Source organism: Micromonospora sp. DT31 (genome assembly GCF_049841795.1).
Lineage (GTDB): Bacteria > Actinomycetota > Actinomycetes > Mycobacteriales > Micromonosporaceae > Micromonospora.
Genome location: NZ_JBNCKZ010000002.1, coordinates 319,343 through 333,048 on the forward strand (window position 1 = coordinate 319,343; position 13,706 = coordinate 333,048).

The following is a 13,706-nucleotide window of genomic DNA, read 5'->3' on the forward strand; positions in this document are numbered from 1 at the left end:
CGGCGGCATCGGCCGCGCGGGCGGCGGCGGGAGTTGTTAAGCAGGGGCCCTTCCTCTACCGGAGGCGTTAAGAAGGGGCCCTTCCTTTCACCTCAGGTGAAGGACGTCGCCGGCGGCCAGGCGCAGGGTGGTGCCGTCCGCGTTCACCAGCAGCTGCCCGTCCGGGTCCACCCCGGTGGCGGTGCCGTGCACGGCGCGGCCGTCCGGCAACAGCACCCGCACCTGCCGGTCCACCGTGGCGCACGCGCCCAGGTACGCCTCGCGCAACCCGCTGGCCACCGCGTCACCCCCGGCGTCGCGCCAGCGCGCGTACCAGTCGGCGAGCGAGCGCATCAGCGCCCGCAGCAGCGGGTCCCGGTCGGTGGCGGTGGCCCCGGCGAGCCGCAGCGAGGTCGCCGGCAGCCCGGTCGGGTTCTCCGGCAGCTCGTCGGCGCGCAGCGTCACGTTCAGGCCGATCCCGACCACGATCGCGGCCGGCCGGTCGGTCTCCCCCGGCACCGCCTCGGCCAGCACACCGGCGCACTTCGCGCCGTCCACCAGCAGGTCGTTGGGCCACTTCAGCCGGGCGTCCACCTCGGCCAGCAGGCGTACCGCCTCGACCAGCGCGACACCGGCAAGCAGCGGCATCCAGCCGTACCCGGTCGCGGGCACCGGCGACCAGCCACGCTCGGCGACCGCCTCGCCGGGCCGGAGCAGGACGCTCGTGGCGAGGCCGGCGCGCGGCGGCGACTGCCAGACCCGGCCCCGCCGGCCCCGGCCGGCGGTCTGCCGTTCCGCGACCACCACCAGGCCCTCCGGCTCGCCGGAGCGCGCCGCCGCCACCACGTCCGCGTTCGTCGAACCGGTCTCCGCCAGCACCTCCAGCCGGTGCCAGGGCCCGTTCGGGGCGGTCAGCGCGCGCCGCAGCCGGGCCGCCGACAGCGGCGGTCGGTCCAGATCGGTGTACGGCGAGCCGGGCATCCCGCCAGCCTACGGCCCCCGCCCCGGCCGGGGCCCCTGGACGCGGTGAGGCGCACTGCACAGCCTCACCCAGCTGAACCATCGTTATATTCCACGGGTGACTACCGAGACCGGGACCAACATCCACACGACCGCCGGCAAGCTGGCGGACCTGGAGCGACGGGTCGACGAGGCGGTGCACGCCGGGTCGGCGCGCGCGGTCGAGAAGCAGCACGCGCGGGGCAAGAAGACCGCCCGCGAGCGGATCGAGATGCTCCTCGACGAGGGCTCCTTCGTCGAGCTCGACGGCTTCGCCCGGCACCGCTCCACCAACTTCGGGCTGGCGAAGACCCGCCCGTACGGCGACGGTGTGGTGACCGGGTACGGCACCGTGGACGGCCGGCAGATCTGCGTCTTCGCGCAGGACTTCACCGTCTTCGGCGGCTCCCTCGGCGAGGTGTTCGGCGAGAAGATCGTCAAGCTGATGGACCTGGCCATGAAGATCGGCTGCCCGGTCGTCGGGATCAACGACTCCGGCGGCGCGCGCATCCAGGAGGGCGTCGCGTCGCTCGGCCTCTACGGCGAGATCTTCTTCCGCAACGTGCGGGCCAGCGGCGTCATCCCGCAGATCTCCCTGATCATGGGTCCGTGCGCGGGTGGAGCGGTCTACTCCCCGGCGGTCACCGACTTCACCGTGATGGTCGACCAGACCTCGCACATGTTCATCACCGGCCCCGACGTGATCAAGACGGTCACCGGTGAGGACGTGGGCATGGAGGAACTGGGCGGCGCCCGCACCCACAACGCCCGCAGCGGCAACGCGCACTACCTCGGCACCGACGAGGAGGACGCGATCGAGTACGTCAAGGCGCTGCTGTCGCACCTGCCGTCGAACAACCTGGACGAACCGCCGGTCTTCCCCGTCGACGTCGACCTCGACGTCACGGACGAGGACCGGGAACTGGACACGCTGATCCCGGACTCGGCCAACCAGCCGTACGACATGCACCGGGTGATCGAGCACGTGCTCGACGACGGGGAGTTCCTGGAGGTCCAGCCGCTGTACGCGCAGAACCTCGTGATCGGCTTCGGCCGGGTCGAGGGCCGCCCGGTGGGCGTGGTGGCGAACCAGCCGATGCACTTCGCCGGCACGCTGGACATCGCCGCGTCGGAGAAGGCAGCCCGGTTCGTGCGCACCTGCGACGCGTTCAACATCCCGGTGCTGACGTTCGTGGACGTGCCCGGCTTCCTGCCCGGCACCGGCCAGGAGTGGGACGGCATCATCCGCCGCGGCGCGAAGCTCATCTACGCGTACGCCGAGGCCACCGTCCCGAAGGTCACCGTCATCACCCGCAAGGCGTACGGCGGCGCGTACGACGTGATGGGCTCGAAGCACCTGGGCGCGGACCTGAACTTCGCCTGGCCGACCGCGCAGATCGCGGTGATGGGCGCGCAGGGCGCGGTGAACATCCTCTACCGCTCCGAGCTGGCCAACGCGGAGGACCCGGCCGCTGTCCGGGCGGAGAAGATCGCCGAGTACGAGGACACACTCGCCAACCCGTACATCGCCGCCGAGCGCGGGTACATCGACGGGGTGATCCCGCCGCACGAGACGCGTACCCAGATCGTGCGGGCGTTGCGGGTGCTGCGGACCAAGCGCGAGACGCTGCCCCCGAAGAAGCACGGCAACATCCCGCTGTAGCCGACCCGGCTCAGCCGATCATTTTCTCCAGCTCGGCAGGCGGGAAGCCGCCGGCCGGGATCCGGTCGCGGGCCGCACGGCGCACGGCGGCCTGCACCGCCGCGTTGGCCGGCGTGGGCACCCCGTGCAAACGCCCGAGCAGCACGATCTCGCCGTTGAGGTGGTCGGTCTCGACCGACCCGGCGCCCCGCGCGAGGCTCTGCCAGGTGGAGCCGCCGGAGCGTGTCTGCCCGTCGATCGGCCGGTGCGTCACCAGGTCACCGCGTTCGGCGGCCTCCTCCTCGACGGTGGTGTGTGCGATGCCGGCGGCGGCGAGCGCGGCCTCGCCCTCGGCGCGTACCCGCTGGGACAGGGCTTCCGGCACGTCCCGGCCGAGCAGCGCCTGGAGGCCGTTGCCGAGGTTGGCCAGCAGCTTGCCGTACTTCCAGCGCATCACGTCGTCGCGGACCGGGACGGCGAACCCGGCGGCGGTCAGGTCGGCGGCGACCGCGCGGCTGGTGTCGTCGGCGCCGCTCGGGTAGCGCCCGATGTGCAGCATGCCCGGGTGCGGGTGTCCGTTGGCGGCCACCACGCCCGGTTCGAGGTGGGTGGCGGGCAGCCACACGCAGACCGGGTGTACCCGGGCGAAGAGGCGCAGCGCGGCCGGCTCGTTCGCCACGCCGTTCTGGGCGAGCACCACCGGCAGTCGACCGCCGGCGGTGCCGCCACCCTCGACCGGTGTGTCCACCCAGGTGGTGAGCGCCGCCACGGTGTCCTGTGACTTGGTCGTGAGGATCAGCACGGTGTCGGCCGGCAGCGGTGGGCCGTCCGGCCCGGCCACCGCCGGCAGCCGGCCGGTGATCGTGCCCCGGGGCGTCCGCAGCATCAGGCCGCGTTCCCGCAGCGCATCCAGGTGCGCGCCGCGGGCGACGAGCGTCACGTCGTGCCCGCTCTCCCCCAGGAGTACGCCGATGGTGCCGCCGACCGCGCCCGCCCCGATGATCACGTATCTCACGGGTCCGATTCTGCCCCGCGCCGGCACGGACCGCTCCCGGGCGGGGACGTGTCGCGGGCGGGATCAGCCGGTGATGCCGATCTCGGTGAGGATCGGGCCGGCGAGCAGCAGGGTGCCGGCGACCAGCGCGCCGACGCTGACCAGCAGGAACAGGCCGACCCAGAACAGCGCCGGGAACGGGGTGAGCCGGGCGAGCTGGTCGGCGTCGGACTGGGGCGCGCGGCCCCGGCCGCGCTCCCGGTGCAGCTCGAACACCGGCCGTACACCGCCGATCAGCAGGAACCACACCGAGGTCCACGCGAACGCGGCCTGCACCTCGGGTGGGGTGTACCAGGAGATGGCGAGCACCACGCCACCGGTGACCAGCACCGACAGCGCGCCGAACACGTTGCGGATGAGCACCAGCATGGCCAGCAGCAGCGCCACGGCGACCCAGAGCAGCATGGTGATCCGGTTGCCGGCCAGCAGCCATGCCCCGGCCAGGCCGAGCAGCGACGGGGCGACGTAGCCGGCGAGCAGCGTGAGGATCATGCCCGGCCCGGTGGGGCGTCCGGCGGAGAGCGTGAGCCCGGAGGTGTCGGAGTGCAGCCGGATGCCGTGCAGCCGCCGGCCGGTGAGCAGCGCCATCAGCGCGTGACCACCCTCGTGGGCGATGGTCACCGCGTTGCGGGCGATCCGCCAGGGCAGCCGGGTGGCGACCACCACGAGCGCGACGGCAGCGGTGAGTGCCACCAGCAGCGGCGGCGGGTCGGGCTGGGCGCTGGTCAGGGTGTCCCAGAACGTGGTGAGGCCGTCGGTCAGGGGCATGGGCGGGGAGCCTACCGGCCGGTGGACCGCGATGGGACAGGCCGGGTCACCTCAGGTGAAGATGAAAGTTTCCTTTTCACAGGTTGCGATCAAGGGCGGGAAGCTCCAATGATGGATGTCAATCGATGACGCCCTCTGGAGGCAACAATGGCCCGTACCAGACTCTCCGTACGCAGGCTTCTCGCCACCGGCCTCGCCGCTGCCGCCACCGCGGCCGTGGCCCTCGTGGCGACCGCCGGACCGGCCGCCGCCGCGACCACGCCGGGGATCGACGTCTCCCGCTACCAGGGCAGCATCAACTGGACCAGCGTGCGCAACTCCGGCATCCAGTTCGCCTTCATCAAGGCCACCGAGGGCACGAGCTACAAGGACCCGAACTTCAACGCGAACTACGTCAACGCGTACAACGCCGGGGTGATCCGCGGGGCGTACCACTTCGCCCGGCCGAACATCTCCGCCGGTTCCACCCAGGCCAACTACCTGGCCAGCAACGGCGGCGCCTGGTCCGCCGACAGCCGTACGCTGCCCGCCGCGCTGGACATGGAGGGCAACCCGTACAGCGGCGGCTACTGCTACGGCCTGAGCACCACGGGCATGCGCAACTGGATCCAGGCCTTCCTCAACACCTACCGCTCCCGCACCGGCCGGTACGCGGTCATCTACACCACCGCGAGCTGGTGGAACCAGTGCACCGGCAGCTGGACCGGCCCGTGGGCCAACCACCCGCTCTGGGTCGCCCGCTGGGCCAGCGCGCCCGGCACCCTGCCGGCCGGCGCCCCGTTCTGGAGTTTCTGGCAGTACACCAGCAGCGGCGCCGTCTCCGGGATCAGCGGCAACGTCGACCGCAACTACTGGAACGGTGACCGCAGCCGGCTGATCGCCCTGGCCAACAACACCTGACCTACGCACCACAACGGGACCGCCTCGTCAGGGGCGGTCCCGTTGTGGTCTGGTACGTCGTTCAGGCTCTGCGGCGCGCGGCGGCCGGCACGGGCACCGCGGTCCGCCGCAGCAGACGCCACGCCGCCACACCGCCGAGGGTGAGCGTCAGCACGCCGAGGACCGCGACCGGCGCGGACAGCCCGGCGGCGATCAGGAGCAGAACGACGTCGCCGAGCGCGATCAGCATCCACAGTGCCAACCGCGGGCCCGCGTCCCTACGTCGGTAACCCATGTCGCGCCTCCTTCCGTCGTCGGAGGTATTCATACCCCCAACTACGGAAAGTCATGCGAGTCAGTTTCGCGGGCGCGGTATTCCCGGCTCAGTTCTGGCGGTCCGGCACGAAACCCTTGGTGATGATCTCCCAGTTGGCCAGGTTGGCGTCCCAGTCCTTCGCCGGCACCTCCCAGCGCAGCGCGAAGCCCCGGTTGGTGGCCGGCACGAAGCCCCGGTTACGCACGTGGAAACGGGTGCCGCTGTTGCGCGTCTCCAGCCAGTCCCAATCGGCGCAGGTCCGGTAGTAGCCGTCACACCGGGTGATGCCAATTCGCTGGTAGTTGGTCACGTAGTTGCGCCGCTTGGGCTCCTTGTCCCACCAGTCGGCTTCCGCGTCCTTCTCCGGACTGGACGTCCACTCGACCAGCAGCACCCGTCGGGCGCCGCCGGCCTCGAAGAGCACGACCTGGTTGCCGCTGGGCCGGGCCCGCCAGCCGTTCGGGATGGGCACCTTGAAACCGTTCGAGCCGGTGTAGTAGCGCCAGCCGGCCGGCAACGCGAAGCTCGACGCCGACGGGCTGGGCGCCGACGGGGTGGGGCTGGGTGCGGCGCTGCTCGGCGGCGCGCTCGGGACGGCGCTGCCACCAGGCGCGGCGCTACCACCAGGCCCGGCCGGGGCCTCGGACGCGGCGGAGGTGCCCGCCGTCGGCGGGTCACCGTCCTCGTCGCCCCCGCCGCCCAGCAGCGGCACGGCCACCACCAGGCCGACGAGCAGCAACAGCACAAGCGCGCCGATCAGCAGGTTGCGCCGGTTCGGCGCGGGCTTGGCACCCGGCAGCACGGTCGCCCGGCCGGCAGACGACGCCGGGCCCACCGGCGCGGAACCGGTCGTGGCCGGGCTCACCGGCGCCGGACCGGCGGCCACCGGCTCCCCGTCGAGCCGCGTCTCGTCAAGCACCGGGGCGGCGTCGTCGGACCGGGCCTCGTCGTCGAGCCGCGTGTCGTCGATCGACGGTTCGCGCACCGGGGGCGCCGCGTCCAGCTTCGCCGTCGGCTCGGCTGCCGGCGCGGGCACCTTCGCGGTGGGGTCGGCGTCCGGGCCGGGCGCGTTCGCCGCCGCGGTCACCGCGGCAGCCGTACCCCCGGCCGCGGCGATCCCGGACGCCGAGGTGCTTGCGTGCTCGGCCTGGTCGTCGGCCGGTCGCGGGGCCGGCACCAGCGGCGGTCGCGGGGCCCGCGGACCGTTCGGCCCCGGGCGGCGTACGCCGTCCAGCAGCGAGATGCCCCTGGCCCGCCGGCCGCCGGCCTTGCGCAACATGCGCTCCGCCACCTCGGCGGTGATCCGCTCCTCCGGGTCCTTGCGCAGCAGCCCTTGGAGGACCGGCTTGAGCGGCCCGGCGTTGCGCGGCGGCGGCATCGGTTCGGTGGCGAGCGCGGCCAGCGTGGCGATCGCCGACGGGCGCGCGTACGGCGACTTGCCCTCGACGGCGGCGTAGAGCGTCGCGCCCAGCGACCAGAGGTCGGCCTCCGGCCCGGCGGTGCCGTCGCGCGCCCGCTCCGGCGAGATGTACGCGGGCGAGCCCAGCACCATGCCGGTGCGGGTCACGTTCGGGTCGCCGGGAATGGTGGCCAGGCCGAAGTCGGTGAGCACCACCCGACCGTCCTCACCGAGCAGCACGTTGCCCGGCTTGACGTCACGGTGCATGACGCCGGCCTTGTGCGCGGCGTTCAACGCGCCGAGCACACCCAGGCCGATGTCGATCGCCTTGGCCACCGAGACCGGGCCGTCCTCGGCGATGGTGTCCTGCAACGACTTCGACGCGACGTACTCCATGACGATCCACGGGTCGCCGTCGGTGCGCAGCACGTCGAAGATGCGGACCACGTTGACGTTGTTGAGCCGGGCGATGGCCCGCGCCTCCCGCAGCGACCGCTCGCGCATCTCGCGGCGTTCGTCCGGGGTCAGGCCGGGCGGCGGCACCAGTTCCTTGATGGCCACGTCCCGGTGCAGCACCTCGTCCCGCGCCTTCCAGACGCGGCCCATGCCGCCCTGACCGAGCGGCGTGATGAGCCGGTACCGATCGGCGACGAGTTGGGGAAGCGGGTTCGACATCGCAGAGACCGTACCCGGCCGCTGCCACGCCTACACCGCCGGCACGCCACTGTACGGCGAAGGTCGAATTCGCGCCGCGTACCCTGGGCCCATGTCTGCCGACGAGCCGCTGTTCCGCATCGTCCGTGGCGTGCCCACCGCCGAGGAGCTGGCCGCTCTGGTCGGTGCGATCGTGGCACGCACCCGCCCCGTCCAGGTCGCCGCGCCCGCCCCCGTGTCGCAGTGGGCACGCAGCGGCCGTCCCGCCCTGGCCGGGCCGACGGCGGGCCCCGGCGCGTGGCGGGCCTCCGGCCTACCCCGCTGACGCCCTTCCGGCAGGCGACCGCCGAGCGGGGCTGCCGGGAACCGCGCGGAACCACTAACCTCACTGAGGGAAACCGCGTGGTGACAGGGAGGCCCGATGATCCCGGAGGACAACCAGCCAGCCGGCTGGCTGCGTAACTACGGCGGCATCGAGGCCGACATCCGGCAGATGCGGCAGTTCGCCGACCGGCTGCAGGACGAGGTGGCCCGCAACTACGCGCCCCACCTGTCCTACATCGCCGACGACATGAAGGCCCCGGTGCCCAACCCGGCCGACGCCTTCATCGAGCTGGTCCACTTCCTCCAGGCCCACCACGAGACGCAGATCGCCGCGGTCAGCGCCGTGTGGGACCTGGCACCCGCCACCGACAGGCTCGCCGACGCCGCCGGCCGCATCGCCGCCCGCTACTCCGACTCCGACGCGTTCTCCTCCGCCCGGGTCGCCGGCGTCGAACGTGACCTCGCCGACGCGACCTCCACTGTGGTCGCCCGCCCGATGCCGCCACTCGCCGACCCGACCACCGCCGAGCAGAACCAGGTGATCCAGCCATGATCGAGCGGGGCAGCGGACGCACCTCCGGGCTGACCGACTGGCCACTGATGAACGTGCTCAACATGTGGGCCTGCCTCCAGGATCAGGACACCACCGGCCAGTGGAAGCAGGTCGCCGGGTGGCGCAAGGTCTGCGACCTGGCACTGACCCACCTGAGCCGGCTTCAGGAATACCGTCGCGCTCTCGCCGGGGCGTGGCCGCCGGAGACCAACGCCGCCGCCCGGGCGTACATCGGCGAACTCGACCAGCTCATCGACCGCGTGCAACGCACCCACGACGCCGCCGCCGCGAACTACGACGCGCTCGCCGCCGCCGCCCGCGCCATCGGCAGCGCACGCGCCGCGCTACAACCCCTCCACGAGGAGTACGTGACCAAGCGCACGCGGAAGCAGGCGTACGAGGCGATGATCGCCGACCCGAAGGCCGTGGCGGGCAGCCGGTTGCCGGAGCGTCCCCCGGTCACGGACGACGACCTGGAACAGTTGAACATACGGGCGCGGGGGTTGATGACGGGGTTGAGCGGCGAACTCCAGCAGGCCCAGGTGATGCTCCAACGCCCTCCAGCCCCAGCACCAGCGCGCCCTACGCCACGGGCAGACCAAAGCTCGTCCGATCCATATCTTGCCTCAGTCCCGGCACCAATCATTCCTCCTGTTGTTGCAGTTCCGATTGCACCGACCGCTCCAGGCCCGATACGCAAAACAAGCCCTTCGGCGAACTTGCCGATTAAACAGAATGGCGCTGCCACCGGCTCCGTTATAGGCGGAGGTCCAATTCTCGGCAACGCGGGTTCAGGCGCTGCCGTTCACCCGGCGCCACCATCAGCTGGGCCTTCCGCTCTCCCCAATACGCAGTCTGGTGCCGCGAGCACCCCCCTCACCCCAAAACCCAGCCAGGGCACCGGACCCACTTCAATCGGAACCGGCGCAGCTGCTAGGAGGATCGCTAGCCAACAGCCGCCCCCGCATCCTCCCGCATCCAATGGGATGATTCCTGGCGCCTCAATAAATCAGCCTCGATCAGGAAGCCCGACGAAGCGCGTCAATCCCTTAGGCGGAGTTATTGGAGGAGGTTCAGCCGGTACTGCGCCAGCAGGATCTGCAGGTTCTCGGCCAAGCTCCGGTAGAGGACCTAACCTGGGCGCTCCCGGCCTGACTCCCCTCGGCGGCGCTCCCAGCACTCCCACTCCACACGGCAGGCAGCACAGCAAGGACATCGCCAGAATATCCGAACAACGATGGGACCCAGACAACCCTTGGGCAGTTCAACGTGGCGTCGAGCCCGTTTTGGAACCGCCCAATGAAGGGCCTATCGATCCGGGCCCTGCAATCGGTTTTGAGCGGTGATCCCCCGCACTTCGCTGCTAGCAAGAAGCTTGACAACTTCACTCGCGATCTTCTTGGCGACCGGCTCGCCAACGGTGACGTCGCCATCGGCTAGAGATGGGTCCGAGCGCGTGAGGAGTGATCAGTGGCATCTGAGCTTCTTGAAAGTCGGTGAAGCTCATCAGTTCAGTCAAGGCGAAGGCACCGTTGTAGCGGTTCCTGATACGGGGGTAGAGGCCCACCCAGATCTAGCGAGCAATCTACTTCGCGGAGCAGACATTATTCTGGGTGGAAGCGGAGACGGCTTCCGAGACGCGAACGGTCACGGGACCGGGATGGCCGGCCTCATCGCGGCGCATGGCCGAGGCGGCCGCGTAGGGGTGCTCGGAATCGCACCGAAGTCTAAGATCCTCCCGATCCGTGACACGCCGGCGAATGGACTAGGACAACCTGACGATTTAGCAGCCAGCATCGAGTATGCAACAACCCGGCACGCAGATGTTATAAGCATCTCTGCCGCAAGCACGCTTACCCCTCGCATGCAGGCCGCGGTCAGCGACGCACTGAAAGCAAATATCGTCGTAGTAGCCGCCGTCGGTAATGCGCCAAGCGAGAGTTCGGTCAGCTATCCAGCAACGGAGCCGGGCGTAATTGCTGTTGGCGGAATAGATAGGCGGGGCAACCAAGCCAGTTTCTCCGTTTCTGGGGCAGATGTGGATGTTGTCGCTCCTGCAGTCGACATTTACACCACCGGCCTTGGAGGCCGGTATCGTCGGAGTAATGGCACGTCGGATGCCACGGCGATTGTTGCTGGGGCCGCCGCTCTCATCCGTTCCAAGTTCCCCGACCTCCCTGCCGAAGAGGTCGCGCACCGCCTGACCGCCACCGCCGTCGACAAGGGACCTCCCGGCCGGGACGACCAGTACGGCTACGGCGTCATCGACCTGGTCGCCGCCCTCACCGCCGATGTCCCCCCACTCGGGTTCGAGTCCTCCGCGGTCACTCCCCCCGCCTCGACGGCGGCGACGGCGGCCCCCGACACGGGTGACGACAGCGCCTCGGCCGGCGGGCTCGCCACCCTGGGCGTGCTGGTGGCCGCTGGCGGTGGATACCTGTTCTGGCGACGGCGGCGACACCGACGTGCCGACGACCCGCCGCCGAGGATCAGCCGGTAGCGTCGGCGGGGTGTCGACCTCCGTACCGTTGCGCCTCGTGCTCGCCTCGCAGAGTCCCGCCCGCCGCAAGCTGCTCCAGGCCGCCGGCATCGAGCCCGACGTGCTGGTGAGCGGGGTCGACGAGTCGCAGGTGGTCAGCGACAGCGCCGAGGAGTTGTGCCTGGAACTGGCCCGGCTCAAGGCGCAGGCCGTGCTCGGCCGCCTGCGGCCCAGCCCGGACGAGCGCACGCTGGTGCTCGCGTGCGACTCGGTGCTCGCGTTCGACGGCGAGATCCTGGGCAAGCCGGCCGACCCGGCGGACGCCACCCGGCGGTGGCAGCGGATGCGCGGTCGCAGCGGCGTACTGCACACCGGGCACTGTCTGATCGACGTGGTGCACGAAACCCGGGCGGAGGCGGTCGCCTCGACGACCGTGCACTTCGCCGACGTCAGCGACGAGGAGATCGCCGCGTACGTGGCGACTGGTGAGCCGCTGGCGGTGGCCGGCGCGTTCACCATCGACGGGCTGGGTGGGGCGTTCCTCACCGGGATCGAAGGGGACCCCGGCACGGTGGTGGGGTTGTCCCTGCCGTTGCTGCGCCGCCTGCTCACCGACCTGGAGTTGAGCATCGTGGACCTGTGGACGAAGGCCGCGCCCGGGGGCCAAGAAATCGAACATCTCGGCTAACGTCCGGGCATGACGACGAAGCCGCTACCGCTCACCCCGGAACTGCACGCCTACCTGGTGGCCCACGGGTCCGCCCCGGACGAGATCGTGCGAGACCTGGCCGAGGAGACCCTCGCCGCCCTGCCGGCCGAGGCCACCATGCAGGTGGCACCGGAACAGGCCGCGTTCCTCACCTTCCTGACCCGGCTGCTCGGCGTACGGCAGGCCGTCGAGGTGGGCACGTTCACCGGCCTGTCCTCGCTGGCGATCGCCCGCGGGCTCGCCGAGGACGGCCGACTGACCTGCTTCGACATCTCCGAGGAGTACACAGGTGTGGCCCGGCGGTACTGGGCGCGCGCGGGCGTCGCCGACCGGATCGAACTGCGCATCGGCGCGGCCGCGGACACGCTGCGCGAACTGCCCCGGGAGCGCTACCTGGACTTCGCGTTCATCGACGCCGACAAGGTCGGGTACCCGCTCTACTGGGACGAACTGGTGCCCCGGATGCGGCCCGGCGCGGTCATCGCCGTCGACAACACGCTGCGCGACGGTCGGGTGCTCGCCCCGCGCGACGAGGCCGACCGGGCGATCGTCGCGTTCAACGACCAGGTGGTCGCGGACGTGCGCGTCGAAGCGGTCATGCTCCCCATCGCCGACGGTGTCACGCTCGCCCGGGTGCGCTGAACCGCCGAGGTGGCGTGATCACGCGAGCGCGGGACGCAGGGCGCGGCCCAGCCGTACGGTCAGCGACACCGCCAGCGCGATGAAGCCGGGCAGTAACAGGAAGGCCAGGTGCGGCCCCACGCCGTCGGCCACCCAACCCAGCGCGACCGGCGCGATCCCGAAACCCACAGCCATCGAGTACGCGGACCAGCCGGCCGCCCGGTCGGCGGCCGGCCCGGCCACCGCCAACGCGATGGAGATGGCCAGCGGGTAGTGCAGCGCGTTGCCCAGCCCGAGCACGACCAGGCCGATCACCGCGAGCCAGCCGACCGGGCTGGCCCAGAACAGCGCGAATCCGGCAAGCGAGACGGCGAGCGCGCCGAGCAGCAGCGGCACCGGCGGCCAGCGCAACGCCGCCCGGCCACCGACGGCCCGGCCGACGAACATGCCGCAGACGATCGCCGCGACGGCCGCCGACGCCCCGCCGGCACTCAACCCCGAATGCGTCCGGAGCACGTCGGCGGTCCACAGCGACAGGCAGACCTCGATCGATCCGGTGACCGACATGAGAACCCAGGCGATCCAGTACGCCCGCGGCAGCCGCCTCCGGTCCGCGTCCGGATCTCGCGCGGTTTCCGTCGCGCCGCCGGAACGACGACTGTCCACGATCTCGGGTGCCCCGGCCGGGGCGGAGACAGGAAGGGCGGACACCGAGGTGGTGGCGGGGACCGGCGCGCCGGCAGCCGCGGCAGCGGGGGCGCGCTTCGGCAGGCGTACCCGGAAGGTGAGCGCGACCGCCGCGAGCACCGTGATCAGCCCGACCTCGACGGCCATCGCCGGTCGCCAGCCCACGCCGGAGTCGACGCCCGCGCCGATGACGAGCGGCGCCAGGATGCCCATGCCGGCGCAGGCGGCGTTGGCCTCGGTGAGCGCGGCGGGGGCGGCGCGGCCGTGGCGGGCGGTGAGGACCACGTTGACGCCGCTGATGACGAACATCCCGGCGGTGGCCACGACCGCTACGGCGGCGATGGTAGCGGGCAGCGGGTGGAGCAGGCCGAGCCCGGTGACGCCGACGGCCACGCCGGTGAGGCCGAGCCAGATGGCCGGGCCGCGACCGAAGCGGCGGGCGATCGGGGCGAACAGCGCGCCGCCGACCAGCGCGCCGACCGCGATGCCGGTGCTGTGCAGGCCGGCGACCGCGGCGCTGGTGCCCTGTTCGTCCCGGAGCAGGGGTACGACCGGACCGAACCCGTAGAGGAAGAAGCCCCACAGCCCCAGCTGGGCGTAGGCCAGCCAGGTGATCCGGTCACGGGTGAGGCGGGGCACCGGC

13 protein-coding genes are annotated in these 13,706 nt (G+C 71.5%); 7 read left to right on the top strand and 6 right to left on the bottom strand.

Going from position 1 to position 13,706, the window contains the following annotated elements:
* Window positions 1–87 precede the first annotated feature (87 nt).
* Window positions 88–960: a biotin--[acetyl-CoA-carboxylase] ligase gene (locus tag ACLQ2X_RS05385; RefSeq protein WP_425679810.1), complete on the bottom strand. Its 873-nt coding sequence runs from the start codon at window positions 958–960 to the stop codon at window positions 88–90.
* 97 nt (window positions 961–1,057) lie between these two features.
* Between ACLQ2X_RS05385 and ACLQ2X_RS05390 the strand changes: the two genes are divergently transcribed.
* The gene (locus tag ACLQ2X_RS05390; protein ID WP_425679811.1) at window positions 1,058–2,641 is read left to right on the top strand and encodes an acyl-CoA carboxylase subunit beta; all 1,584 of its coding nucleotides are present in this window, start codon (window positions 1,058–1,060) and stop codon (window positions 2,639–2,641) included.
* A gap of 10 nt (window positions 2,642–2,651) precedes the next feature.
* Here the strand turns inward: ACLQ2X_RS05390 and ACLQ2X_RS05395 are convergent, their stop codons facing one another.
* On the bottom strand, window positions 2,652–3,635 hold the full coding sequence (locus ACLQ2X_RS05395; RefSeq protein ID WP_425679812.1) for a ketopantoate reductase family protein: 984 nt from the start codon (window positions 3,633–3,635) through the stop codon (window positions 2,652–2,654).
* Between the two features lie 63 nt (window positions 3,636–3,698).
* Window positions 3,699–4,442, bottom strand: coding sequence for a M50 family metallopeptidase (locus ACLQ2X_RS05400; RefSeq protein WP_425679813.1), 744 nt, complete (start codon window positions 4,440–4,442; stop codon window positions 3,699–3,701).
* Window positions 4,443–4,589: 147 nt separating this feature from the next.
* Here ACLQ2X_RS05400 and ACLQ2X_RS05405 point away from each other — a divergent pair, with 147 nt between their 5' ends.
* Window positions 4,590–5,342, top strand: a complete 753-nt coding sequence (locus ACLQ2X_RS05405) for a GH25 family lysozyme (protein WP_425679814.1) — start codon at window positions 4,590–4,592, stop codon at window positions 5,340–5,342.
* A gap of 61 nt (window positions 5,343–5,403) precedes the next feature.
* Here ACLQ2X_RS05405 and ACLQ2X_RS05410 read toward each other — a convergent pair whose 3' ends face one another.
* Together ACLQ2X_RS05410 and ACLQ2X_RS05415 are read right to left on the bottom strand one after the other, a co-directional pair.
* Window positions 5,404–5,616 carry a hypothetical protein gene (locus tag ACLQ2X_RS05410; RefSeq protein ID WP_425679815.1) on the bottom strand — a complete coding sequence of 71 codons (213 nt, stop codon included), beginning with the start codon at window positions 5,614–5,616 and terminating at the stop codon, window positions 5,404–5,406.
* An 88-nt stretch (window positions 5,617–5,704) separates the two neighbouring features.
* Entirely contained in the window at window positions 5,705–7,711 is a 2,007-nt protein-coding gene (locus ACLQ2X_RS05415; RefSeq protein ID WP_425679816.1) for a protein kinase domain-containing protein, read from the bottom strand.
* A 91-nt stretch (window positions 7,712–7,802) separates the two neighbouring features.
* Between ACLQ2X_RS05415 and ACLQ2X_RS05420 the strand changes: the two genes are divergently transcribed.
* The 5 genes from ACLQ2X_RS05420 to ACLQ2X_RS05440 all read left to right on the top strand — a co-directional run bounded on the left by ACLQ2X_RS05420 (window position 7,803) and on the right by ACLQ2X_RS05440 (window position 12,397).
* The gene (locus ACLQ2X_RS05420; RefSeq protein WP_425679817.1) at window positions 7,803–8,015 is read left to right on the top strand and encodes an acyl-CoA carboxylase subunit epsilon; all 213 of its coding nucleotides are present in this window, start codon (window positions 7,803–7,805) and stop codon (window positions 8,013–8,015) included.
* A 96-nt stretch (window positions 8,016–8,111) separates the two neighbouring features.
* Window positions 8,112–8,567, top strand: a complete 456-nt coding sequence (locus tag ACLQ2X_RS05425; protein WP_425679818.1) for a hypothetical protein — start codon at window positions 8,112–8,114, stop codon at window positions 8,565–8,567.
* A 1,360-nt stretch (window positions 8,568–9,927) separates the two neighbouring features.
* On the top strand, window positions 9,928–11,067 hold the full coding sequence (locus ACLQ2X_RS05430; protein ID WP_425680018.1) for a S8 family serine peptidase: 1,140 nt from the start codon (window positions 9,928–9,930) through the stop codon (window positions 11,065–11,067).
* A gap of 10 nt (window positions 11,068–11,077) precedes the next feature.
* A complete protein-coding gene (locus ACLQ2X_RS05435; RefSeq protein WP_425679819.1) occupies window positions 11,078–11,734 on the top strand; it encodes a Maf family protein in 657 nt (218 codons plus the stop codon).
* 9 nt (window positions 11,735–11,743) lie between these two features.
* Window positions 11,744–12,397, top strand: coding sequence for an O-methyltransferase (locus ACLQ2X_RS05440; RefSeq protein ID WP_425679820.1), 654 nt, complete (start codon window positions 11,744–11,746; stop codon window positions 12,395–12,397).
* A gap of 18 nt (window positions 12,398–12,415) precedes the next feature.
* Here ACLQ2X_RS05440 and ACLQ2X_RS05445 read toward each other — a convergent pair whose 3' ends face one another.
* Window positions 12,416–13,702 (bottom strand): MFS transporter, encoded by a 1,287-nt coding sequence (locus tag ACLQ2X_RS05445; RefSeq protein WP_425679821.1) that lies wholly within the window; start codon window positions 13,700–13,702, stop codon window positions 12,416–12,418.
* Window positions 13,703–13,706 lie beyond the last annotated feature (4 nt).

Bases quoted from the DNA above. Each gene is read 5' to 3' on its own strand.
- ACLQ2X_RS05385 (WP_425679810.1), bottom strand. From the start codon at position 960: ATGCCCGGCTCGCCGTACACCGATCTGGACCGACCGCCGCTGTCGGCG.
- ACLQ2X_RS05400 (WP_425679813.1), bottom strand. From the start codon at position 4,442: ATGCCCCTGACCGACGGCCTCACCACGTTCTGGGACACCCTGACCAGC.
- ACLQ2X_RS05405 (WP_425679814.1), top strand. From the start codon at position 4,590: ATGGCCCGTACCAGACTCTCCGTACGCAGGCTTCTCGCCACCGGCCTC.
- ACLQ2X_RS05410 (WP_425679815.1), bottom strand. From the start codon at position 5,616: ATGGGTTACCGACGTAGGGACGCGGGCCCGCGGTTGGCACTGTGGATG.
- ACLQ2X_RS05415 (WP_425679816.1), bottom strand. From the start codon at position 7,711: ATGTCGAACCCGCTTCCCCAACTCGTCGCCGATCGGTACCGGCTCATC.
- ACLQ2X_RS05420 (WP_425679817.1), top strand. From the start codon at position 7,803: ATGTCTGCCGACGAGCCGCTGTTCCGCATCGTCCGTGGCGTGCCCACC.
- ACLQ2X_RS05425 (WP_425679818.1), top strand. From the start codon at position 8,112: ATGATCCCGGAGGACAACCAGCCAGCCGGCTGGCTGCGTAACTACGGC.
- ACLQ2X_RS05440 (WP_425679820.1), top strand. From the start codon at position 11,744: ATGACGACGAAGCCGCTACCGCTCACCCCGGAACTGCACGCCTACCTG.